At 69.0% G+C, this 20,971-nt stretch carries 24 protein-coding genes; 15 read left to right on the forward strand and 9 right to left on the reverse strand.

The window, feature by feature from the left end; translation table 11 throughout:
- The first annotated feature begins 7 nt into the window (after positions 1-7).
- The 4 genes from ACVCMG_RS10360 to ACVCMG_RS10375 are packed head-to-tail and all read left to right on the forward strand — an operon-like array spanning position 8 to position 4,468.
- The gene (locus tag ACVCMG_RS10360) at positions 8-1,498 is read left to right on the forward strand and encodes a glucoamylase family protein (protein ID WP_447107083.1); all 1,491 of its coding nucleotides are present in this window, start codon (positions 8-10) and stop codon (positions 1,496-1,498) included.
- Positions 1,495-2,775, forward strand: coding sequence for a sugar ABC transporter substrate-binding protein (locus ACVCMG_RS10365; protein WP_447114063.1), 1,281 nt, complete (start codon positions 1,495-1,497; stop codon positions 2,773-2,775). Before ACVCMG_RS10360 ends, ACVCMG_RS10365 begins: the two co-directional genes overlap by 4 nt.
- A complete protein-coding gene (locus tag ACVCMG_RS10370) occupies positions 2,772-3,650 on the forward strand; it encodes a carbohydrate ABC transporter permease (protein WP_447114064.1) in 879 nt (292 codons plus the stop codon). The genes ACVCMG_RS10365 and ACVCMG_RS10370 overlap by 4 nt, the downstream gene beginning before the upstream one ends.
- The gene (locus ACVCMG_RS10375; RefSeq protein ID WP_395120795.1) at positions 3,647-4,468 is read left to right on the forward strand and encodes a carbohydrate ABC transporter permease; all 822 of its coding nucleotides are present in this window, start codon (positions 3,647-3,649) and stop codon (positions 4,466-4,468) included. Before ACVCMG_RS10370 ends, ACVCMG_RS10375 begins: the two co-directional genes overlap by 4 nt.
- A gap of 44 nt (positions 4,469-4,512) precedes the next feature.
- Here the strand turns inward: ACVCMG_RS10375 and ACVCMG_RS10380 are convergent, their stop codons facing one another.
- The 4 genes from ACVCMG_RS10380 to xth form a co-directional block, all read right to left on the reverse strand.
- A complete protein-coding gene (locus ACVCMG_RS10380; protein WP_447107080.1) occupies positions 4,513-5,346 on the reverse strand; it encodes a pirin family protein in 834 nt (277 codons plus the stop codon).
- A gap of 103 nt (positions 5,347-5,449) precedes the next feature.
- Positions 5,450-6,196 (reverse strand): DUF4336 domain-containing protein, encoded by a 747-nt coding sequence (locus ACVCMG_RS10385; protein ID WP_395120791.1) that lies wholly within the window; start codon positions 6,194-6,196, stop codon positions 5,450-5,452.
- A gap of 87 nt (positions 6,197-6,283) precedes the next feature.
- Complete coding sequence (locus ACVCMG_RS10390; RefSeq protein WP_395120790.1) at positions 6,284-6,961, reverse strand: YecA/YgfB family protein; 678 nt, start codon at positions 6,959-6,961, stop codon at positions 6,284-6,286.
- A gap of 5 nt (positions 6,962-6,966) precedes the next feature.
- Positions 6,967-7,734, reverse strand: coding sequence for an exodeoxyribonuclease III (gene xth, locus ACVCMG_RS10395; protein ID WP_447114065.1), 768 nt, complete (start codon positions 7,732-7,734; stop codon positions 6,967-6,969).
- Between the two features lie 217 nt (positions 7,735-7,951).
- Here xth and ACVCMG_RS10400 point away from each other — a divergent pair, with 217 nt between their 5' ends.
- Entirely contained in the window at positions 7,952-8,161 is a 210-nt protein-coding gene (locus ACVCMG_RS10400; RefSeq protein WP_008438719.1) for a cold-shock protein, read from the forward strand.
- Positions 8,162-8,233: 72 nt separating this feature from the next.
- Here ACVCMG_RS10400 and ACVCMG_RS10405 read toward each other — a convergent pair whose 3' ends face one another.
- A complete protein-coding gene (locus ACVCMG_RS10405) occupies positions 8,234-10,291 on the reverse strand; it encodes a M3 family metallopeptidase (RefSeq protein WP_447114066.1) in 2,058 nt (685 codons plus the stop codon).
- 93 nt (positions 10,292-10,384) lie between these two features.
- Here ACVCMG_RS10405 and ACVCMG_RS10410 point away from each other — a divergent pair, with 93 nt between their 5' ends.
- Both ACVCMG_RS10410 and ACVCMG_RS10415 read left to right on the forward strand, forming a co-directional pair.
- Positions 10,385-10,918 carry a gamma carbonic anhydrase family protein gene (locus ACVCMG_RS10410; RefSeq protein WP_447114067.1) on the forward strand — a complete coding sequence of 178 codons (534 nt, stop codon included), beginning with the start codon at positions 10,385-10,387 and terminating at the stop codon, positions 10,916-10,918.
- Positions 10,918-11,247, forward strand: coding sequence for a low molecular weight protein tyrosine phosphatase family protein (locus tag ACVCMG_RS10415; RefSeq protein WP_447114068.1), 330 nt, complete (start codon positions 10,918-10,920; stop codon positions 11,245-11,247). The genes ACVCMG_RS10410 and ACVCMG_RS10415 overlap by 1 nt, the downstream gene beginning before the upstream one ends.
- A 7-nt stretch (positions 11,248-11,254) precedes the next feature.
- Here ACVCMG_RS10415 and ACVCMG_RS10420 read toward each other — a convergent pair whose 3' ends face one another.
- Together ACVCMG_RS10420 and aroE are read right to left on the reverse strand one after the other, a co-directional pair.
- Complete coding sequence (locus ACVCMG_RS10420; protein WP_395120781.1) at positions 11,255-11,797, reverse strand: energy transducer TonB; 543 nt, start codon at positions 11,795-11,797, stop codon at positions 11,255-11,257.
- A gap of 122 nt (positions 11,798-11,919) precedes the next feature.
- Entirely contained in the window at positions 11,920-12,750 is an 831-nt protein-coding gene (aroE, locus tag ACVCMG_RS10425; RefSeq protein ID WP_447114069.1) for a shikimate dehydrogenase, read from the reverse strand.
- A 116-nt stretch (positions 12,751-12,866) separates the two neighbouring features.
- On the opposite strand from aroE, the gene ACVCMG_RS10430 reads away from it, so the two are divergent.
- Positions 12,867-13,127: a hypothetical protein gene (locus ACVCMG_RS10430; RefSeq protein WP_447107073.1), complete on the forward strand. Its 261-nt coding sequence runs from the start codon at positions 12,867-12,869 to the stop codon at positions 13,125-13,127.
- 4 nt (positions 13,128-13,131) lie between these two features.
- Here the strand turns inward: ACVCMG_RS10430 and ACVCMG_RS10435 are convergent, their stop codons facing one another.
- On the reverse strand, positions 13,132-14,616 hold the full coding sequence (locus ACVCMG_RS10435; protein ID WP_395120778.1) for a RimK family protein: 1,485 nt from the start codon (positions 14,614-14,616) through the stop codon (positions 13,132-13,134).
- A gap of 201 nt (positions 14,617-14,817) precedes the next feature.
- Here ACVCMG_RS10435 and ACVCMG_RS10440 point away from each other — a divergent pair, with 201 nt between their 5' ends.
- Positions 14,818-15,291: a GNAT family N-acetyltransferase gene (locus tag ACVCMG_RS10440; protein WP_447114070.1), complete on the forward strand. Its 474-nt coding sequence runs from the start codon at positions 14,818-14,820 to the stop codon at positions 15,289-15,291.
- 12 nt (positions 15,292-15,303) lie between these two features.
- On the opposite strand, the gene ACVCMG_RS10445 is transcribed toward ACVCMG_RS10440, so the two are convergent.
- Entirely contained in the window at positions 15,304-15,993 is a 690-nt protein-coding gene (locus tag ACVCMG_RS10445) for a hypothetical protein (RefSeq protein ID WP_395120776.1), read from the reverse strand.
- A gap of 101 nt (positions 15,994-16,094) precedes the next feature.
- On the opposite strand from ACVCMG_RS10445, the gene lptM reads away from it, so the two are divergent.
- The 6 genes from lptM (at position 16,095) to hslU (ending at position 20,962) form a co-directional block, all read left to right on the forward strand.
- Positions 16,095-16,277: an LPS translocon maturation chaperone LptM gene (gene lptM, locus ACVCMG_RS10450; RefSeq protein WP_395120775.1), complete on the forward strand. Its 183-nt coding sequence runs from the start codon at positions 16,095-16,097 to the stop codon at positions 16,275-16,277.
- 1 nt (position 16,278) lies between these two features.
- Positions 16,279-17,148, forward strand: a complete 870-nt coding sequence (gene dapF, locus ACVCMG_RS10455; RefSeq protein WP_447114071.1) for a diaminopimelate epimerase — start codon at positions 16,279-16,281, stop codon at positions 17,146-17,148.
- 68 nt (positions 17,149-17,216) lie between these two features.
- Positions 17,217-17,909 carry a DUF484 family protein gene (locus ACVCMG_RS10460; RefSeq protein WP_395120773.1) on the forward strand — a complete coding sequence of 231 codons (693 nt, stop codon included), beginning with the start codon at positions 17,217-17,219 and terminating at the stop codon, positions 17,907-17,909.
- Complete coding sequence (locus ACVCMG_RS10465; protein WP_447114072.1) at positions 17,899-18,822, forward strand: tyrosine recombinase XerC; 924 nt, start codon at positions 17,899-17,901, stop codon at positions 18,820-18,822. The genes ACVCMG_RS10460 and ACVCMG_RS10465 overlap by 11 nt, the downstream gene beginning before the upstream one ends.
- Before the next feature lie 150 nt (positions 18,823-18,972).
- Positions 18,973-19,527, forward strand: a complete 555-nt coding sequence (gene hslV, locus ACVCMG_RS10470; RefSeq protein ID WP_447114073.1) for an ATP-dependent protease subunit HslV — start codon at positions 18,973-18,975, stop codon at positions 19,525-19,527.
- A gap of 91 nt (positions 19,528-19,618) precedes the next feature.
- On the forward strand, positions 19,619-20,962 hold the full coding sequence (gene hslU / locus ACVCMG_RS10475) for an ATP-dependent protease ATPase subunit HslU (protein ID WP_395120771.1): 1,344 nt from the start codon (positions 19,619-19,621) through the stop codon (positions 20,960-20,962).
- Positions 20,963-20,971: the final 9 nt, after the last annotated feature.

Genomic DNA, 20,971 nt, shown 5'->3' on the forward strand with positions numbered 1-20,971 from the left:
TGTACCCATGGTTCTTCGACGTTTCCGCTCTCTCCTCGCCACGCTGGTCCTGACCCTGGCGTTTACCGCCTTCGGCGCGTTCGCGCCCGTCGCGGCACAGGGCACCACCACCGCCACGCGCCACGCGCCGCTGGCCTTCACCGCCCTCCCTGCCGACCAGCAGGCGCAACTGGACGAGCTGGAACACCGCACCTTCCAGTTCTTCTGGGACACCACCAATCCGGTCAACGGGCTGGCACCGGACCACTGGCCGGGGCAGTCGTTCTCCAGCATCGCGGCGGTGGGTTTCGGCCTGACGGCCTACGGCATCGGCGCCGAACGGGGCTGGATCAACCGCGACCAGGCGGTCAAGCGAACCCTGGTGACCTTGCGCTTCTTCGCCGACTCGCCGCAGAACGCCAGCGAGGATGACGCCACCGGCTACCGCGGCTTCTACTACCACTTCCTCGACATGCAGACCGGCTTGCGCCACGGTCGCGGCGTCGAGCTGTCCAGCATCGACACCACCTTGCTGCTCGGTGGCGTGCTGTTCGCGCAGTCGTACTACGACCGCGACACGCCGCCGGAAAAAGAGATTCGCGCGCTCGCCGACATGCTCTACAAGCGCGTCGACTGGCCGTGGATGCAGGCACGCCCGCCGCTGGTCAGCATGGGCTGGACCCCCGGCGGCAAGTTCATCCCTCACGACTGGGAGGGCTACAGCGAGGCGAACCTGCTCTACATCCTGGCGCTGGGCTCGCCCACCCATCCGCTGCAGCCCGCGGCGTGGCACGCGTGGACGCGCACCAACCCGCGCTACTGGGGCACGCTCTACGGCGAAACCTTCCTGACCTTCGGGCCACTGTTCGGCCACCAGTACAGCGCCGCGTGGATCGACTTCCGCGGCATCCGTGACGACTTCATGCGCCAGCACGATTCGGATTATTTCGAAAACGGCCGCCATGCGGTGCTGTCGCAACGCAACTACGCGATCGCCAATCCGGCGGGCTGGACCGGTTACGGCGAGAACCTGTGGGGGCTGACGGCCAGCAACGGCCCGGGCCACTTCGGCATCGTCACGGACGGGCGCGAGCGGCGCTACTTCGGCTACTCCGCGCGCGGCGTGGGCCTGCGCCACGTGGTCGATGACGGTACCATCGCGCCCACGGCAGCGCTGGGCTCGATCGCCTTCGCGCCGGACCTGGTGGTGCCGGAGTTCCTGCACATGAAACAGCGCTACGGCAAATACATCTACGCGAAGTACGGCTTCCGCGACGCGTTCAACCTGACCCTGCGCGATCCCGACGCGCCGCTGCGCACCGGCCTGGTGATTCCCGGCTTCGGCTGGGTCGACACCGAGTACCTGGGCATCGACCAGGGCCCGATCCTGCTGATGCTGGAGAACTGGCGCAGCGGCCTGGTGTGGAAAGTGATGAAGCGCAACCCGTATGTGCGCAAGGGCCTGCAGCAGGCCGGCTTCCGCGGTGGCTGGCTGTCACGGGCGGCGGCCACACCGTGAGCCGGCGGCGCTGGCGACTGCTGGCGCCGGCGCTGTTGCTGGTCGGCATCGCTGCCTGCCGGGGCGATCACGATGATCGCCACACACTGACCTTCTGGGCGATGGGCCGCGAGAGCGAGGCGGTGGCGCAGCTGATGCCGGCGTTCGAGCGCGAACACCCGGACATCCGCGTCGACGTGCAGCAACTGCCGTGGAAGGCGGCGCACCAGAAGCTGCTCACCGCGATCGCCGGCGACACCACGCCGGACGTGGCCCAGCTGGGCAACACCTGGCTCGCCGAGATGTGCGCGCTGGATGCGCTCGAACCGCTGCAGCCGTACGTCGAACGCTCGCGCGTGGTGCAGCCGGCGGATTACTTTCCCGGCATCTGGGCCACCAACCGCATCGACGGCACCCTGGTCGGCATCCCCTGGTATGTCGACACGCGGCTGCTGTTCTACCGCAAGGACCTGCTCGCCGCCGCCGGCTTCGACACGCCGCCGCGCGACTGGGCCGCGTGGTCGCGGCAGCTTGCCGCGTTGCAGGCGCATGCTGCGCCCGATCACTACGCGATCCTGCTGCCGACCAACGAGTTCGAGCAGCTGCTGTCGCTGGCCCTGCAGCAGGACGAACCGCTGCTGCGCGACGGCGGCCGCTACGGCAATTTCGAAAGCGCCGGATTCAAGCGCGCGCTGGCGTTCTACGTGGAGCGGTTCAAGCGCCACGAAGCGCCGCTGCTGGCCAACACCGAAGTGCCCAACCCATGGGCCGAGGTCGGCCGCGGTGTGTACGCGTTCTACTTCTCCGGGCCATGGAACATCGGCGAGTTCCGCCAGCGCCTCCCGGCGTCCCGGCAGGACGAATGGGCGACCGCGCCGCTGCCTGGTCCGCACGGCCCCGGTGCCGGCATCGCCAGTGGCTCCAGCCTGGTGATCTTTCGCCACTCGCCGCGCAAGGCGCAGGCCTGGTTGCTGATCGAATACCTGTCGCGCCCCGAGGTGCAGCAGCAGTTCTATGCGTTGCTGGGCGACATGCCGCCGCGCCGTTCGGCGTGGCGGGGCGACGCGCTGCGTGGCGATCCCGCGGTACAGGCATTCCACGAGCAGCTGGAACGGGTCAAGCCGACCCCGCCGGTGCCGGAATGGGAGCGCATCGTCACCGAGATGCAGCTGGTCGCCGCGCGCGCGGCCCACGGCGAGCTCACCGTGGACCAGGCCGCCGCCGAGATCGACCGCCGCACCGACGCGATCCTGGCCAAGCGGCGCTGGATGCTCGACCGCGCCGGGCGCGCGCGATGAGCCGCGCGCGCACCGCCTGGCTGTTCCTCACCCCGGCGCTGCTGGTGCTGGGCGTGTTCTTCTTCGTGCCGGTGCTGGGCGCGCTGGGCCTGAGCCTCACCGATTACGACCTGTACGCGCTGGCCGACATCCGCAACCTGCGCTTCGTCGGCCTGCACAACTATGGGGAGCTGCTGCAGCGGCCGCTGTTCTGGACCGCGCTGGGCAACACGTTCTACTTCGTGGTTGTCGGCGTGCCGCTGTCGATCGGCGCCTCGCTGGGCACCGCACTGCTGCTCAACTCGCCGCTGGCGCGGATGAAGGCGTTCCATCGCACCGTGCTGTTCGCCCCGGTGGTGACCACCGTGGTGGCGGTGGCGGTGATCTGGCGCTACCTGTTCAACACCAGGTACGGGCTGGTGAACCATGCACTGGCCGTGCTGGGGCTGAACCCGGTGGACTGGCTGGGCGATCCGCACTGGGCGATGCCGACGATCATCGCCTTCGCGGTGTGGAAGAACTTCGGCTACAACATGATCATCCTGCTGGCCGGCCTGCAGGCGGTCCCGCCGGAGCTGTACGAGGCGGCGCGCATCGACGGCGCCTCGCGCTGGCGGCAGTTCCGCCACATCACCCTGCCGATGCTGCGGCCGACCATGGTGCTGGTGATGGTGCTCACCGTGGCCGGCTATTTCCAGCTGTTCGCCGAGCCCTACGTGATGACCGAAGGCGGGCCGCTGCAAAGCACCACGAGCGTGCTCTACCTGATGTACGACGACGGCTTCAAGTGGTGGAACTTCGGCGTGGCCTCGGCCGTCGCCTTCGCCTTGTTCGGCATCATCCTGGCGGTGACCATGCTGCTGTTGCGACTGGCGCGACGCGGGGCGGCGGCATGAACCCGCGCCTCGCCCGGTGGCTGGTCAACGGCGCCTTGTTCGGCTGCGCCGCGGTGGCCGTGCTGCCGCTGCTGTGGATGCTGTCGGCCTCGCTGATGCCGGCCGGCAGCGCCAGCTCGCTGCCGCCGCCGCTGCTGCCCGCGCAACCCACGCTGGACAACTACCGTGCGCTGTTCGCCCGTGCCGGCATGGGCCGCTACCTGCTCAACAGCCTGGCGATCTCCGGCGCGATCGCCGCGCTGGCGCTGGTGTGCAACCTGATGGCCGGCTACGCCTTCGCCAAGCTGCGCTTCGCCGGGCGCGAGCGCCTGTTCCGCGCGCTGATCGGCGCGCTGCTGATCCCCGCCCAGGTGGCGATGCTGCCGCTGTTCCTGCTGCTGAAATATGCCGGCCTGGTCAACAGCTACGCCGGCGCGATCGTGCCGGGCATGGCCACGCTGTTCGGCATCTACCTGGTGCGCGAGTTCGCCCGCAGCGTGCCGGACGAGTTGCTGGAAGCGGCGCGCATCGACGGCGCCGGCGAGTGGCGCATCTTCGTGCAGATCATGCTGCCGCTGCTCAAGCCGGTGATGGTGACGCTGACCGTGTTCACCTTCCTCGCCGCCTGGAACGATTTCATGTGGCCGCTGATCGTGCTGACCGGCCAGGAGCACTACACCCTGCCACTGGCGCTGGCCTCGCTGGTGCGCGAACACAGCGAGGACACCGAACTGATGATGGCCGGCTCGGTCGTCACCGTGCTGCCGGTGCTGGTGCTGTTCCTGGCGCTGCAGCGGCATTACCTGCAGGGGTTGTTGCTCGGGAGCGTGAAGGGGTGAGAGCGCCCGCTTTAATGGAGTGACGCAAGGAGCGCTTTATCTGATTAGAACCGGCCCGCCCGGAAATCCGCGATCGCCTCGTGGATCTGCGCCTGGGTGTTCATCACGAACGGACCGTAGCGGGCCACCGGTTCGTTCAGCGACTTGCCGGCGACGACCAGCAGGCGCGAGGGTTTGTCACCGCCGGCCAGCTGCAATTGTTCGCCATCGGACAGCACGCCCAGCTCGCTGCGTTGCAGCCGTTCGCCACCGACCAGCGCCGATTCGCCCTCGAACACGTAGGCGAAACCGTGGTGGCCGACGGGCAACGCCAGCGCGAACCACGCACCGGGCTGCAGGCTGACGTCGAGATACACCGGCGCGGTGGCGATGCCTTCGACCGGTCCGGTGGCGCCGGCCAGCTCGCCCGCGATCACCTTGACCTCGACGCCGTCGGCCGGATGCACCACCGGAATCCGCTCCGGGGCGATGTCCTGGTAGCGCGGCGCGGTCATCTTGTCCTTCGCCGGCAAATTCACCCACAGCTGGAAGCCCCACATCAGGCCGTTTTCCTGCTGCGGCATTTCCGAGTGCAGGATGCCGCGGCCGGCGGTCATCCACTGCACGCTGCCCGGCGTGAGGTCGCCGCGGTTGCCATGGTTGTCGCCGTGCCGCATGTGGCCGGCGAGCATGTAGGTGACCGTCTCGAAGCCGCGGTGCGGGTGTTCGGGGAAGCCGGCGATGTAGTCATCGGCGCTGTCGGAGCGGAACTCGTCCAGCAACAGGAACGGGTCGAGCATGTCCAGCCCGGGCTGGCCGATGATGCGCTTGAGCTTCACGCCGGCGCCGTCGGAGGTGTCGGTGCCGCGGATGCGGCGGGTGATGGTGCGATCGCTCATGGGGTTCTCCGGCTGGTAAGACATGCCCGCCAAGATGGTCCGATTCGTGCCCCGATCCAAGCAGTGTCACCGGAACGGATCGTTTCGCTGGCGCGACACCGGCTCAGTCGAGCCAACGAAAGGCCCGGCGCAACTCGGCCATGGCGTTGTCCGGAAACCAGCGCCCGTGCGCCAGCACCACGCGCCGCGGCTGCCACGCCAGCATCCGCGCCAGACAAGCGCGTGCCTGGCGTTTGCGACCCAGATAGGTCAGGCGCATGTCCCATGGCGCCTTGCCGTCGGGGTCCAGGACGCCACCCAGCCGTGCCAGCCAGCGCATCGGGCCGTGCAGCCTGTCGAGTTCGAAATTCTCGATCAGGTCGGCGAGGATCAGCGTACCGCTGGCGTCATGCAGGAACACGAATTCCTGCATCACGCGGCTGCCGCGGAAGCACATCTGCTTGATGCTGCCGGCCCAGTCCGGGGGCGGCGCGTCGTCCAGATCGGCGTCGAAATGCACGTCGATGCGCTGGCTGGCCGCACGCTGGCGCACCCCCGGCGAAGCCCACGCCGTGGCGTGGGGGTAGCGCTGCTTCCACGCGGCGATATGGGCGTAATGAAGCAGGTTGGGCGACACCAGATGGCGCACCGGCCCGAGCGCATCGATCGCCTCGAACAGCGCCGCGTCGGGCGCGATCGGCGAGTGGCACCACAGCCCGCCGTCGGGCAACCGCACCACCGTCATGCGGGTGGGAAACGGCATGCGCATGCCGAGCGCCGCCATCGCCACCACCGGGCCGTCGACGATCCAGATGTCGGCGGCAACCGGTTTCAACGTGTCGAGCGGGGTGTACAAGCCGAGTTCCGTCACGAATGACCTCGCCAAATGCAGCAGCAGCCCGCTCGCGGGCGATGGGTTTACTCCGAATCCTGAATCCCGATTCCCGAATCCCGGCCCTCAATGCACCCAGTGACCGCTGCGCTGGCGCGGCGGCGCGGCCTCGCTATCGCTGGCTGGCTGGTGCTGGCGCACCATCGCTTCCACTTCCGCCTCGGTGGCGGGGTTGGCCTGCCAGTACTGGTTCACGGCTTGCAGCACCGCCGGTACCTGGCCCAGGCAGTCGTCGTATTCGTCGTCGCTGAGCTTTTCGAACTCGGCCTCGGCGCGCAGGATGCCTTCGTCCACCGCCAGCGCCATCACCGGGCCGAGCAGCTCCATCAGCTGGGGATCTTCAGCCAGGCGGCCTTCCCACAGGGCGGCGCGCAGGTCGATGCCGCGGCTGAAGCCCTCGCACCAGCCGGCGGCCGACAGCATCGGACCGGCCTCGGATTCGACTTCGCCCAGGATCGGCTCGTAGGCATCCACGTCGAGCTCGGCGCTGATCGAATCGTTGAGCTTGGCCAGCAGGGCCAGCACGCGATTGCCTTCGTCCTCGTCCTCGAACGGCTCGTGCAGCACCTCGCGCAGCCATTCCTCGGGCAGCACCAGCAGCGGGCCGACCGCCAGCGCCGAGAGCAGGCCGTGCACGCCATCGAGCAGCAGGTCGCCCTCGCCGGTATGCGCGCGCAGGTAGCGGTCCAGTTCGTCCAGTTCGTGGTCGTCCAGCGAGCTGGGCCATTCGTTCTTTGCAGTCATTTCGGTCAGATGTCCAGTTCCAGCGTTACCGGGGTATGGTCGGACGGGCGCTCCCAGCGCCGCGGTTCCCGGTCGATCCCCGCCGCCCTGGCGGCCGGTTTCAGGGCGTCGCCGATCAGGATCAGGTCGATGCGCAGGCCCATGTTGCGGCGAAACGCCGCCTGCCGGTAATCCCACCAGCTGTAGTGCCCGGGCGCGGACTCGAACAGCCGGAAGCTGTCGTGCAGGCCCAGGTCGGTGATCGCCTTGAGTGCCTCGCGCTCGGGCGGCGAGCACAGGATGTCCTCGCCCCAGGCCACCGGGTCGTAGACGTCGCGATCGTCGGGGCAGATGTTGAAATCGCCCAGCACCACCAGGTTCGGGTGGCGCTCGTGCTCGCGCGCCAGGAACTCGCGCACCCTGGCCATCCAGTCCAGCTTGTAGGCGTATTTCTCGTCGCCGACCGCCTTGCCGTTGACCACGTACAGGTCGACCACGCGCAGCGGGCCGATGGTCGCGGCGAGGATGCGCCGCTGCGGGTCGTCCAGGCCGGGGATGTCGGTAATCACGTCGACCGGCGCCTCACGGGCCAGGATCGCCACGCCGTTGTAGGTCTTCTGGCCCGAATACACGGCCCGGTAGCCGGCGGCGGCCAGCTCGTCGACCGGGAACTTCGCGTCCTCCAGCTTGGTTTCCTGCAGCGCCACGATGTCCGGCTGTGCGTCGGCCAGCCACTGGCCCAGATGCGGCAGGCGCACCTTCAGCGAGTTGACGTTCCAGGAGGCGATTTTCATCGGGATATTGTAAAGGATTGCCCCGATCGGCCCGGCGGGCCGGCTGAACGGTTCGCGCCGATCGCAATACTTCGGTGCAGGAAAGCCACCGAAATCGCGATTTCCAGTGTATGCTGCGCGGGCAAGCCGTCCGGAGCACCCGGTTCACTTGCCCATCTTGCGGTCAAGTGCAATCGCTCCGAGCCGCAAATCATCCATGCTTCAAAGGTAACGTTACATGTCGGATCGTCAGAGCGGTACAGTCAAGTGGTTCAACGACGCCAAGGGTTTTGGCTTCATCACGCCGGAAAGCGGTGATGACCTGTTCGTGCATTTCCGCGCGATCCAGGGCACGGGCTTCAAGTCCCTGCAGGAAGGTCAGCGCGTCACGTTCATCGTCACCAAGGGCCAGAAGGGCCTGCAGGCCGAGGAAGTCCAGGCTGCCTGAGTCGCACAGACTCAGCTCCTGAAGGAAAGCCCGCTTCGGCGGGCTTTTTTTTGCCCCGGGCAGGAGGCGGAATCAGCCGAGGCCGTAGCTGCGCAGCAGCGCCTCCGGCTCGGGTTTGCGGCCGCGGAAGGCGACGAAGCTCTCCAGCGCCGGGCGGCTGGCGCCGACGGCGAGGAACTCGCGGCGGAAGCGGTCGCCGGTGACCGGGTCGATCACGCTGCCGCCCTGTCCGGCAGCCTCCTCGAAGGCGCCGAACGCATCGGCCGACAGCAGTTCGGCCCACAGGTAGCTGTAGTAACCGGCCGCGTAGCCGCCGGCGAAGATGTGGCTGAAGCCGTGCGGAAAGCGCTGCCATGCCGGCGGATGCAGCACCGCCACCTGCTTGCGCACCTGCTCCAGCACCGCCAGCGCGCGGGCGCCGCGGGACGGCTCGTACTCCAGGTGCAGCAGAAAATCGAACAACGCGAACTCCAGCTGGCGCACCAGGAACAGGCCGGCGTGGAAATGCCGCGCGGCCAGCATGCGCTCGAACAGCTCGTCCGGCAGCCGCTCGCCGGTCTGCCAGTGGCGCGCGAACAGGTCCAGCGCCTGGCGATTCCAGCCGAAGTTCTCCATGAACTGGCTGGGCAGTTCCACCGCGTCCCATTCCACGCCGTCGATGCCGCCGATCGAGGGCAGCGCGATGCCGGTGAGCAAATGGTGCAGGCCGTGGCCGAACTCGTGGAACAGGGTCAGCACGTCGTCGTGGGTGAGCAGGGCCGGCTTGCCCTCGGTGGGCGGCGCGAAGTTGCAGGTGAGGAAGGCCACCGGCCGTTGCTCCTGGCCGCCGTCGTCGAAGCGGGCGCGGCAGACGTCCATCCAGGCGCCGCCGCGCTTGCCGTTGCGCGCGTAGAGATCGACGTAGGCGCCGGCGAACACCTTGCCGGCGGCATCGCGCACGTCGTAGTAGCGCACCTGCGGGTGCCACACGTCGACGTCGTCGCGGGCGGCGAGAGTGATGCCGTAGAGTTTTCCGGCGAGGCCGAACAGGCCGTCGATCACCGCCGGCAGCGGGAAGTACGGCTTGAGCTGCTCCTCGTCCAGTGCGTACTCGCGCTGGCGCAGTTTCTCCGACGCGTAGGCGACATCCCACGGTTCGAGCGTGTCGAGCTTCAGTTCGGCGCGGGCGAACTCGCGAAGGGTGGCCAGTTCGCGCTGCGCGACGGGCTTGGCGCGGGCGGCCAGGTCGTGCAGGAACTCCAGCACCTCGGCCGGCGAGGCGGCCATCTTGGTGGCCAGCGACTCCTCCGCCGCATTGGCGAAGCCGAGCAGGCGCGCAGCTTCGTGGCGCAGGGCCATGATCTTCTCGATGCGCTCGCTGTTGTCGAACTTGCCCGCATCCGGACCCTGGTCCGAAGCGCGGGTCTGGTAGGCCCAGTACACCCGCTCGCGCAGGCCGCGGTGGTCGGCGTAGTTCAGCACGGCCTGCACGCTGGGCTGCTTGAGCGTGACCAGGTAGCCGTCCAGATCCTGATCCTGCGCATACTGGCGCAGCACGGCGAGGCCGGAGGCAGGGACGCCGGCGAGGTCGCGCTCGTCGGTGACGTGTTCGTGCCATGCCTCGCTGGCATCGAGCACGGCATGGGAGAACTCGGTGGAGAGCCGCGACAGCTCCACCCCGATCTCGCGGAAGCGCGAACGCGCCGGCTCGGCCAGTGCCACGCCGGACAGCCTGAAGTCGCGCAGGGCATGTTCGACCAGCGCGCGCTCCGGCCGCGGCAAGGCGGCGAAATCCGCCGCATCGGCCAGCGTCTGCACCGCCGCGTACAGCGCGCGGTTCTGGCCCAGCTCGATCGCGTGCTCAGTGAGTTTTTCCTCGGCCGGGCCGTAGACCGCGCGCAGCGCTTCGCTGTCGGCCACCGCCTGCAGATGCGACACCGGTGCCCAGGCCCGCGCCAGGCGCTGCTCCAGCCGTTCCTGGGTCAGCATCACGTGGTTGAAGTCGCGCGGCGCGCCGGGGGCGACCAGCGCGTCGATGGCGGCGCGGTAGTCGGCCAGGATCGCGTCGATCGCCGGTTGGACGTGCTCGGGGCGAATCTGCGAAAACGCCGGCAGGGTGTCGTCGGCCAGCAGCGGATTGTCGGGGCTCATGCGGTCTCCTTTGAGCCGCCAGCGTGGCGATCGCGCCGGGCGAAATCAAGCGCGGCCGCGTGACGAGGCACCGCGCGCCGCTAGAATGCGCCGATGAATTCCCTGCGCAGCTTCAAGGGCATCGCGCCCACGCTCGGCCAACGCGTCTACGTCGACCCCGCCGCCACGGTGATCGGCGACGTGGTGCTCGGCGACGACGTCTCGATCTGGCCCGGCACGGTGCTGCGCGGCGATGTCAACGCCATCCGCGTCGGCGCCAAGACCAGCATCCAGGACGGCGCGGTCGTGCACGTCGCCCACGCCGGCCCGTACGGACCGGGTTACCCGTGCCTGATCGGCGAGGGCGTCACCATCGGCCATGGTGCGGTGGTGCACGCCTGCACGATCGGCGACTACTGCCTGATCGGCATGCACGCCAGCGTGCTCGACGGCGCGGTGGTGATGCGCCACGGCTTCGTCGGCGCCGGCGCACTGGTGCCGCCAGGCAAGGTGGTCGGCGAGGGCGAGCTGTGGCTGGGCAACCCGGCGAAATGCGTGCGCGTGCTGGGCGAGCGCGAGATCGAGCAGTTGCACTATTCGGCCGGGCATTACGTTCGGCTGAAGGACGTCTACCTGGCGGAGGCCTGATGGCCATCCGTCGCGTGCTGTTCCTGTGCAGCCGCAACCGCCGGCGCAGCCCGACTGCCGAGCGGGTGTTCGGCGCATGGCCGAACCTCGAGGTGGATTCGGCCGGCCTCGCCGACGACGCCGACGTGGTGCTGAGCACGGACCAGCTGGACCGGGCCGAATGGATCGTGGTGATGGAGAGCAGCCATCGCCGGCGCCTGCAGGCGCGCCATCGCGCCCGGCTCAAGGGCAAGAAGATCGTCTGCCTGGACATTCCCGACCGCTACGCCTTCATGCAGGCGGAACTGGTCGCGGCGCTGCTGCGGAAGGCCGGGCCGCTGCTGCGCTGAGCCGGCCTCACATCGCCGCACTGCGCAGGGCGTTCGTCTGGCGAATGCGCTCGGCTTCGGCCTCGTGCTGCCGGGTCAGGATGTTGCGCGCGGCGGACAGTTTGCCGCCGAGCAGGGACAACGTGAAGTTGTTGCTGTCGAATTCGCGCAGCAGATCGATCTCGCGGCGCGCCTCCTCCAGTTCGTTGCGGTTGATGGTGCGCTCGATCTCCTCCGAGGCGCGGCCGAAGGATTCCCGCAGCGCCTCGTGCGCGGTGCGGTCGTGCGGCTCCAGCTGCAGCACGCTGAGGTAGAACTCGAACGCGTTGCTGCCGGCCGGCGCGATCAGGCGGCCGTCGCGCATGGCGTCGCGCGCCAGCCCGAGCAGGATGGCGCGGCCGCTCTGCGCATCGTCGAGCGGTGTCCCGGCCGCTTCGACAGCGGTCGTTCCAGCGGGCGAAGGTGCCGCCACCGGGCCCCGCCGGAAGGTCGCAGCGGCTCCGCCCAACACCAGCAGCAAGACGACGGCAAGCGCGTATCGATGCGATACGGTGGAAAGAAAGCGGGACATGACACCTGCTGCGCAAACGATGGCCGCGCGCTGGAGTCGTCGTCATCGGCGCGCTCCCGGCGGGTCGCGCCATCCTGCCCGCGCATTGTTTCAGTCGTGTGGCGCGGCGGCGACCGGTGCGCTCAGGCCGTTTGCCGCCGCAAGGTCTGGTACACCGGCTCGGTGTCCGGTCGCTGGCCGTGCCACAGCGCGAAGGCGTCGGCCGCGGTTTCCACCAGCATGCCCAGGCCGTCGCAGGCGTAGCGCGCGCCGGCCGCGCGGGCCCAGCCGAGGAAACCGGCGGCGGCCTGGCCGTAGGACAGGTCGTAGCACACTGCGCGGCTGCCGAGCAGGGCAAACGGCAGTTGCAGCGCCGCGCCGAGCACGCCAGCCGAGGTGGCGTTGACGATCAGGTCGAAACTGCCGATGGTGGCCAGGTCGTCCCAGTAGCGGGTACGCACCCGCGCCGGCTCGCCAATGGCGTCGGCCAGCGCGTCGGCCGCCGCCGGCGAACGATTGACGATGGTCAGCGATCGCACGCCGGCATCGAGCAGCGGCCAGGCCACCCCGCGCGCCGCGCCGCCGGCACCGAGCAGCAAGGTGTCATGGCCGCGCAGGTCGATCTCGTGGCGTTCGGCCAGATCGCGCACCATGCCGTCGCCGTCGGTGTTGTGCGCCGCCAGACGACCGTCCTCCAGCCGGGTCAGCACGTTGGCCGTGCCGGCCCGCGTGGCTGCCACGCTGTGCTGGTCGGCCAGCGCGAACGCGGCCGCCTTGTGCGGCAAGGTGACGTTGGCGCCGCGGCCGCCATCGGCGAAGAAGCGCCGCACCGCATCGGCGAAGTCGGCCGGCGGCACGTCGATCGCGCGGTATGCCAGCTCGATGGCGCACTGCTGCGCGAACGCCTGGTGGATCGCCGGCGACAGGCTGTGGCTGATCGGGTGACCGAACACGGCGAACTGGGCGGGCTGCATGGGGGTTCCCTGAGGAGTACTGGCTGCCAGTCTACAAGCCACCCATCAGCGTGCAGGGTCGCAGGCGGTGAGATGAGCGGCAGGCACGCTGGCGGCACTTTCACGGGAGATGCCCCATGCGCACGTCGAGCCCGCTTTCACCGCATCATCCACGCCTGTTTGCCGCCGCCAGCACCTGGCTGCTCGGAGGTGGCGTCTTGCTGCTGAGCACCCTGGTGCCGGCGCACACCGCGCTCCTGGGCTGGACGCCCGCGTTCTGGCTGCTGGTCGCGCCCTTGCTGGTGCTGCTGGCGCTGGAACCGGGGCTGCCGCGCCGCTGGCTGGCGCGGCGGCGTCTGCGTGTCGTCCACACCGTTCACGGCGCGGCCTGGCGCTGATGGCTCAGACGGCGCCGCCCTGGCGCTTGCGTTCCATCCGGCGCAGGAATTCGCGCATCACGCGCAGGTACAGTTCGTCGCCGAGATAGGCATCTTCCACGCCGGCGTCGATCGAGGGGTTGTCGTTCACCTCGATCACCACCGGGCGGTTGCCGACCTGCTTGAGGTCGACGCCGTAGAGTCCGTCGCCGACCGGCTGGGTCGCCTTCAGCGCCAGCTTGACCACGGCCACCGGGGCGTCCTTCAACGCGATGGTCTCGAAGCCGCCGGACTTTGCCGTGCCGGTGGCGCCGTGGTTGTAGATCTGCCAGTGGCCGCGCGACATGTAGTACTTGCAGGCGTAGATCGCCTCGCGGTTGAACACGCCGATGCGCCAGTCGAACTCGGTGTAGACGTATTCCTGCGCCAGCAGCAATGCGCTGTGCTGGAACAGGCCACTGGCCGCGTGCGCCAGCTCTTGCTCGTCCTCGACCTTGACCACGCCGCGCGAGAACGAGCCGTCCGGGATCTTCAGCACCAGCGGGAACCCGAGCCGCTCGACGACTTCCTTCATGCCCTTGCTGTCGTCGCGATAGAGGATCTCCGTGCGCGGCACCGCCAGTTTGCGCGAGACCATCAGGTCGTTGAGGTAGATCTTGTTGGTGCAACGCAGGATCGAGCTGGGGTCGTCGACCACCACCATGCCTTCCTTCTCGGCGCGGTGGGCGAAGCGGTAGGTGTGGTTGTCGCTGGCGGTGGTTTCGCGGATGAACAGGCCGTCGTACTCGGCCAGCCGCTGGTAGTCGTTCTTGCCGATCGGGTCGACCTCGATGCCCAGCTCCTTGCCGGCGCCGATGAATGCCTTCAGCGCGCGCTTGTTCGACGGCGGCATCTGCTCGGCCGGGTCGACCAGCATGGCCAGGTCGTAGCGGAACTGCTTGCGCGCGCGCGGCTTGCGCCACAGCTTGCGCGAGAAGCGGTCCAGTTCCTCGGCGAAGGCGTCCTCCTGCGCGTCGTCCAGCGAATGCAGGCCGACCGGCTTGATCGAGCTGACCTGCCACACGCGGTCGCGCTCGAACTCGATGCGCAGCAGCGGGCAGGGGAACATCTCGAACACCTGCCGGGCCAGGTCCTGCAGCGCCGGGTAGGCGGTCTCGCCGAAGTACACCAGGATGCCGAAGTCGGTGGTGTCGCGCCCGCCGGCGGGCAGGAAGTGGGTGAGCTTCTGGTTGAGGTCGTCGATGTCCAGGCCGTACAGCGAGCGCCGGCGCAGGTCGTTCACCGTGCGCACCGACGGCATCACCTTGTGCCCGCGCGCCTCGGCCAGCAACGACACGTAGTAGCCGGTGCCCAGGTACTTGTAGCTGCGGCACAGGTTGATCACGTGGGTGCGTTCGTCGTCGGCACCGACCGGCGTGCGCAGATAATCCATTGCGCTCATCACATCAACGGAGGGGTAATACGAGCTCCAGTCGGAGGCTTTCTCGACAACGACGACCAGGCGGGCCATGACACCTCTCGATCCCAAGTGGCATGCGCGGCCGGTCGCGCCCGGGGCGGGCGGCGGCGCAAAGTGCGCAGTCTGGCACAGCGCCGCGACGACACAAGGGATGGCACTGAAGGAGACGTAAATGCCCGCCCGCGCCAGCCTGTGCAGCGCCTGCTAGAGTCCGCGGGATTGCCCTGCCTGATGCCACGGATACCACCCTCGATGCCGTCTTTGCCCGTCACCGCACCGGCGCGCGTGCGCCGCGCGGATCTTTCCGATCTCGACGACCTGGTGACGCTGGAACAAAACGCGTTCGACGGCGACCGCCTGAGCCGGGCGCAATACCGCCGCCACCTGGACAGCGATTCGGCGCAAGTGCTGGTGGCCAGCGGCGGCCGCCACGATTTCTTCGGCAGCGCGGTGCTGTTTTTCCGCAAGCGCAGCCGGGTGGCGCGCGTGTATTCGCTGGCGACGCGACCCGAATCGCGCGGCCTGGGCATCGGCGCGGCGCTGCTGCAGGCGGCCGCGGCCGCCGCGCGACGGCGCGGTTGCGACCGGCTGCGGCTGGAGGTGCGTCCGGACAACGCCGCGGCGATCCGCCTGTACGAGCGCGCGGGCTTCCGCCGTTTCGGCGCGTATCGGCGTTACTACGAGGACGGCACCGACGCCTGGCGCTACGAGCAGGCGCTGGGTTGATCGCGTCGCGCGTCAGCCGCCCAGCGGGTGGCGGATGCGCTGCTCGGTGGCGTCGTCCGCCCGCGCCACCAGCGCGCCGGTGCGCATCAGGTTCACCGTGTAGTGGCCGCCGTCGACCAGCGGCAGAAACGCGCCGCTGCCGTAGACCGTGTCGAGTTCCGGCAGCCACGCAGGGTGCGTCTTGCCCAGCTTGACCAGGTCGAACGCACCGGCCGGCTCGAAACTGATCACCGTGCGCGGCGCGGTCATTTCCTGCGCGGGATCGTCGTAGCGGCCGGAGAGCCGATCGAGCCGGTACAGCGGTGGCACGCCGGCCAGCAGCGCGGGCAGCTTCCACTTCAGCACGACCGCCTCGACGCGCCAGGCATCGCCGGCCAGTTCGACCTCGCGCGTGCTGCCGTCGGGCCAGGTCAGGTTGAGCGCCCAGCGCTGCGGCGACAGGATGCGCGCGTCGATCTCGACCACCGACGCCTCCTCGCCCAGCAGGTGGTAGCCACGCAGCGCGGCGCCGGTGCCGGCCAGCAACAGGGTGAGCGCAAACGCCGCCACGCACAGCAGCGCCCGCCAGCTGGCCGCCGCGCGGCGACGCGCCTGCAGGTGCCGGCGCAGCATCACCAACTGCGCGAGGGTGACCAGCGCGAACACCGCGGCCAGCACCAGCAGCACCGTCATCGGCATGCGCAGCAAGGCGCTCCAGTCCATCGCATCCACCCTCGTCGTCGCGCGGCACGCGCCGCCGCCCCATGATAGCCGGCGCACCGCGGGTGCCTCGCTATACTGGCCACTTGCTGAGGAACCCCGCCATGCGCCGATCCCTGTTGTTGCTGCCGCTCGCCCTCGTCGTCGCCCTGCTTGCCGGCTGCGGCAACAAGGGACCGCTGGTGCTGCCGCCGGCACGAACCGCGCCGCCGCCGACACCGGCCACCAGCGCACCGGCACCGGCGATGCCGGCCAGCGTGGCCGCGGATGCTTCCGGCGAGCACTGAGATGGCGCCGGCGCCACTGCGCTTTTCCAAGATGCACGGCAGCGGCAACGACTTCGTCGTGCTGGACTGCCGGCGGCAGGCGTTCGCGCTCGACGCGGTGCAGATCCGCGCGCTGGGTGATCGCCACACCGGCGTGGGCTTCGACCAGCTGCTCAGCGTGGAGCCGGCGCGCGATCCGTCATGCGCGTTCTACTACGGCATCTGGAACACCGACGGCTCGCCGTCAGGCCAGTGCGGCAACGGCGTGCGCTGCGTGGCGGCGTGGTTGCATCGTGCCGGCGCGCTGGCGCTGGACCAGGCGGTGCGCATCGAGAGTCCGTCCGGACCGGTGACGGTGCGCGTGCTCGCACCGGACGAGGTCACCGTGGACATGGGCGAGCCGATCTTCGAACCGGCGCGGATTCCGTTCGCGGCCGCGGCGACGGCCGCGCATTACCCGATCGAGGTCGGCGGCGATACGCTGGACATCGGCGCCGTCTCGATGGGCAATCCGCATGCGGTAGTGACCGTCGATGACCTGGCCGATCCGGCGCTGGAACGGCTCGGCCCGCTGCTGACCCGGCATCCGCGCTTCGCCGAAGGCGCCAACACCGGCTTCGTGCAGCGGCTGGACCGCAGCCACCTGCGCCTGCGCGTGCACGAGCGCGGCGCCGGCTGGACCCGCGCCTGCGGCACCGGGGCCTGCGCCGCGATGGCGGTGCTGCACCGGCGTGGCGAAGTGGATGAGCGCGTCGCGGTGGCGCTGCCCGGCGGCAGCCTGCGCATCGACTGGGCCGGCGCCGGCCATGCGCTCTGGATGACCGGCCCGGCGGCCTTCGTTTTCGAGGGCGAATGGGCGCTTCCCCGCGTCGAACCGCCGCCGGCCGGTTGAAGCCCGCGCGCGTCCATCGCACACTGCGGCAGGCAAGCCCCGCCCGCCCCGCTCCAGGATCTCCGCGCATGACCGCTACCCTGCTCGACGACGCCACCCAGGCCCGCGTGGTCGCCGCCTACCTGAAGCGGCACCCGGAATTCCTCAGCGAGTACCCCGAGCTCGCCGCCAAGCTGACCATGCCGCCGCGCGAGAGCGGCGGCGCGGTGGCCTCGCTGGCGGTCTACCAGATGCAGAGCTTGCGCGACAAGAACGCCGAGCTGGAGCGGCGGCTGGCCGAACTGGTCGAGATCGCCGCCGAGAACGAGAAGCTGATGGAGCGCGTGCACGGCCTGACCGTGGCGCTGCTGCGCGCCAGCACGATGGAGGTCACTGCACGCACGGTGATCGCACGGCTCAGCGCGGATTTCCACACCGAGCGCGTGAGCCTGCTGCTGTTCGGGGCCGAACCCAAGCTGCCGCGCGCCGACTGGCTGCAGCAGATCGCCGGCGGCGCGGCGGCGCTGCCCGAGTTCGCCGATTTCCTGCACAAGGGCGAGCCCAGCTCCGGCCGCCTGTCGGCCGACAAGCTGGCGCGGCTGTTCGGCGAGCACGCGACCGGACTGCAGTCGGTGGCGTTGATCCCGCTGGGCGACGCCGGCATGCTGGCCATCGGCAGCGCCGACCCGAACCGCTTCCAGCCGGGCATGGGCACGCTGTTCCTGAGGATGATCTCCGCCACCATCACCGCCGCGCTGGCGCGCTCGCGGGATGTCTCCTGAGCCGGTAGGGACCCCGGCCGGCCAAGTCGATGCCTGGCTGGCCCGCCTCGCCGGCGAACGCCACGCCTCGCCGCACACCGTCGCCGGCTATCGGCGCGACCTGGACAAGCTGCTGCGCTTCATGGCGGCAGGTCAGGTAGGCACCTTCGAAGCACTCGACGGCGCGCGCATGCGCGCGTTCATCGCCGGCGAACATCGCGCGGGGCTGGCGCCGAAGAGCCTGCAGCGCCTGCTCTCTTCCTGCCGCAGCCTGTTCCGCCAGCTCGGTCGCGAGGGCACGCTGAGCCACGATCCGCTGCTCGGCGTGCGCGGCCCCAAGGTGCGCCGCAAGCTGCCGCAGGTGCTCGACGTGGACGAGGCCACCGCGCTGGTGGAGACCGACAGCGGCGGCAAGCTCGCCGTGCGCGACCGCGCGATGCTGGAGCTGTTCTACTCCAGCGGCCTGCGCCTGTCCGAGCTGTGCGGCCTGCGCTGGCTCGACCTCAAGCTCGACGACGGCGAGGTGCGCGTGCTGGGCAAGGGCAGCAAGACGCGCATCGTGCCGGTCGGCCGCCACGCCGTGGCCGCGCTTCGTGCGCTCGGCGCCGAGCAGGGCATGCCGCCGGACGGCCCGGTATTCCGCGGCCGCGGCGGCGCGCCGATCCATCCACGCACGATCCAGCTGCGCATGAACACCCTCGCGCTGCAGCAGGGCATCCCGAAACACATCCATCCGCATCTGCTCAGGCACACCTTCGCCAGCCACATGCTGGAATCCTCCGGCGACCTGCGTGCGGTGCAGGAGCTGCTCGGCCACGCCGACATCGCCACTACCCAGATCTACACCCACCTCGATTTCCAGCACCTGGCCAAGGTCTACGACGCCGCGCATCCGCGAGCACGGGTGAAGCGAGGGGCGAAAAGCGAGGAGTGAGTGGAGAGGAGTGAGGAATGAGAGAGAGCAGACCACGAGCCCGGCTTTCTCTCACTTCTCACTCCTCTTCACTCACTCCTGGCCCGCGCATTGAAGCCCGCCGCCCACGGCCCCATCTCATCCGCTCAGACATCCTCTTGCGGAGCACCCATGGAATCGTTTCACGCCACCACCATCGTCTGCGTGCGCCGCGACGGCCGCGTCGTGATCGGCAGCGACGGCCAGGTCACGCTGGGCAACACGGTGATGAAGGGCAACGCGCGCAAGGTGCGCCGGCTCGGCAAGACGGGCGAGGTGGTGGCCGGTTTCGCCGGCGCCACTGCCGACGCCTTCACCCTGTTCGAACTGTTCGAGCAGAAGCTCGAGAAGCACAACAACAACCTCACCCGCGCCGCGGTGGAAATGGCCAAGGAATGGCGCACCGACCGCCGGTTCGGCCGACTGGAGGCGATGCTGGCGGTAGCCGACAAGGAAACCTCGCTGCTGATCTCCGGCAACGGCGACGTGGTGGAACCCGAGCACGGGCTGATCGCGATCGGCTCTGGCGGCCCGTTCGCCCAGTCCGCCGCGATGGCCCTGCTGGAAAACACCGACCTGGACGCCCGCACCATCGTCGAGAAGGCGCTGAAGATCGCCGGCGACATCTGCATCTACACGAACCACAACGTGTCGATCGAGGAGCTGGGAATAGGGAATGGGGAATAGGGAATAGACAAGCCCGACATTCCCGCAAGCCCACGCTCTTCCCATTCCCTATTCCCCATTCCCCATTCCCTATTCCCTGCGAAGCCAGCCCATGTCCGAACTCACCCCCCGCGAAATCGTCAACGAACTCGACCGCTACATCATCGGCCAGCACGACGCCAAGCGCGCCGTGGCGGTGGCGCTGCGCAGCCGCTGGCGACGCATGCAGTTGCCGGTGGAGATGCGCAACGAGATCACCCCGAAAAACATCCTGATGATCGGGCCCACCGGCGTGGGCAAGACCGAGATCGCGCGGCGGCTGGCGACGCTGGCGAACGCGCCGTTCGTGAAGGTCGAGGCGACCAAGTTCACCGAGGTGGGCTACGTCGGCAAGGACGTCGAGTCGATCATCCGCGACCTGGCCGACGGCGCCTACAAGCTGACCCGCGAGCAGGCGATCAAGCGCGTGCGTTCACAGGCCGAGGACCGCGCCGAGGATCGCATCCTCGATGCGCTGCTGCCGCGCCGGCAGTCCTCGCCGACCGACTGGAGCCACGACGCACCGGCCGCTCCCGCCATCGACAGCGACACCCGCCAGAAGCTGCGCAAGCAGCTGCGCGAGGGCGCGCTGGACGAGCGCGAGATCGAGCTGGATTTCGCCATGAACGTGGGCGTGGAGATCATGTCGCCACCGGGCATGGAGGAGATGGGCGCGCAACTGCGCCAGATGTTCCAGAACCTGGGCGGCGCCAAGACCCAGACCCGCAAGCTCGCGATCAAGGCGGCCCGCCCGCTGCTGATCGACGAGGAGGCCGGCAAGCTGCTCAACGACGAGGAGATCCGCGCCCAGGCGATGGAGAACGCCGAGCAGAACGGCATCGTCTTCATCGACGAGATCGACAAGGTGGCCCAGCGCAGCGACCACGGCCACGCCGGGGTCAGCCGCGAGGGCGTCCAGCGCGACCTGCTGCCGCTGGTGGAAGGCTCCACCGTCTCGACCAAGTACGGCCCGATCAAGACCGACCACATGCTGTTCATCGCCTCCGGCGCGTTCTCGCTGGCCAAGCCCTCGGACCTGATCCCCGAGCTGCAGGGCCGACTGCCGATCCGGGTCGAGCTCTCCGCGCTCAGCGTGGACGACTTCAAGCGGATCCTGCGCGAGCCGAACAACGCGCTGACCAAGCAGTACGTGGCCCTGCTCGGCACCGAGGGCGTCACCATCGAGTTCGCCGACTCCGGCATCGACCGCCTGGCCGAGGTGGCGTTCCAGGTGAACGAGCGCACCGAGAACATCGGCGCCCGCCGGCTGCACACCGTGATGGAGCGTCTGCTGGAAAAAATCTCCTTCGAAGCTGCGGATAAATCCGGCGAAAAATACCAGATCGACGCCCAACATGTAGACAACTCCCTCGCCAACCTGGTTCGTGACGAGGATCTCAGCCGCTACATCCTGTAAAGCCGGCAG

This window comes from Rhodanobacter sp. UC4451_H18, from assembly GCF_052978225.1.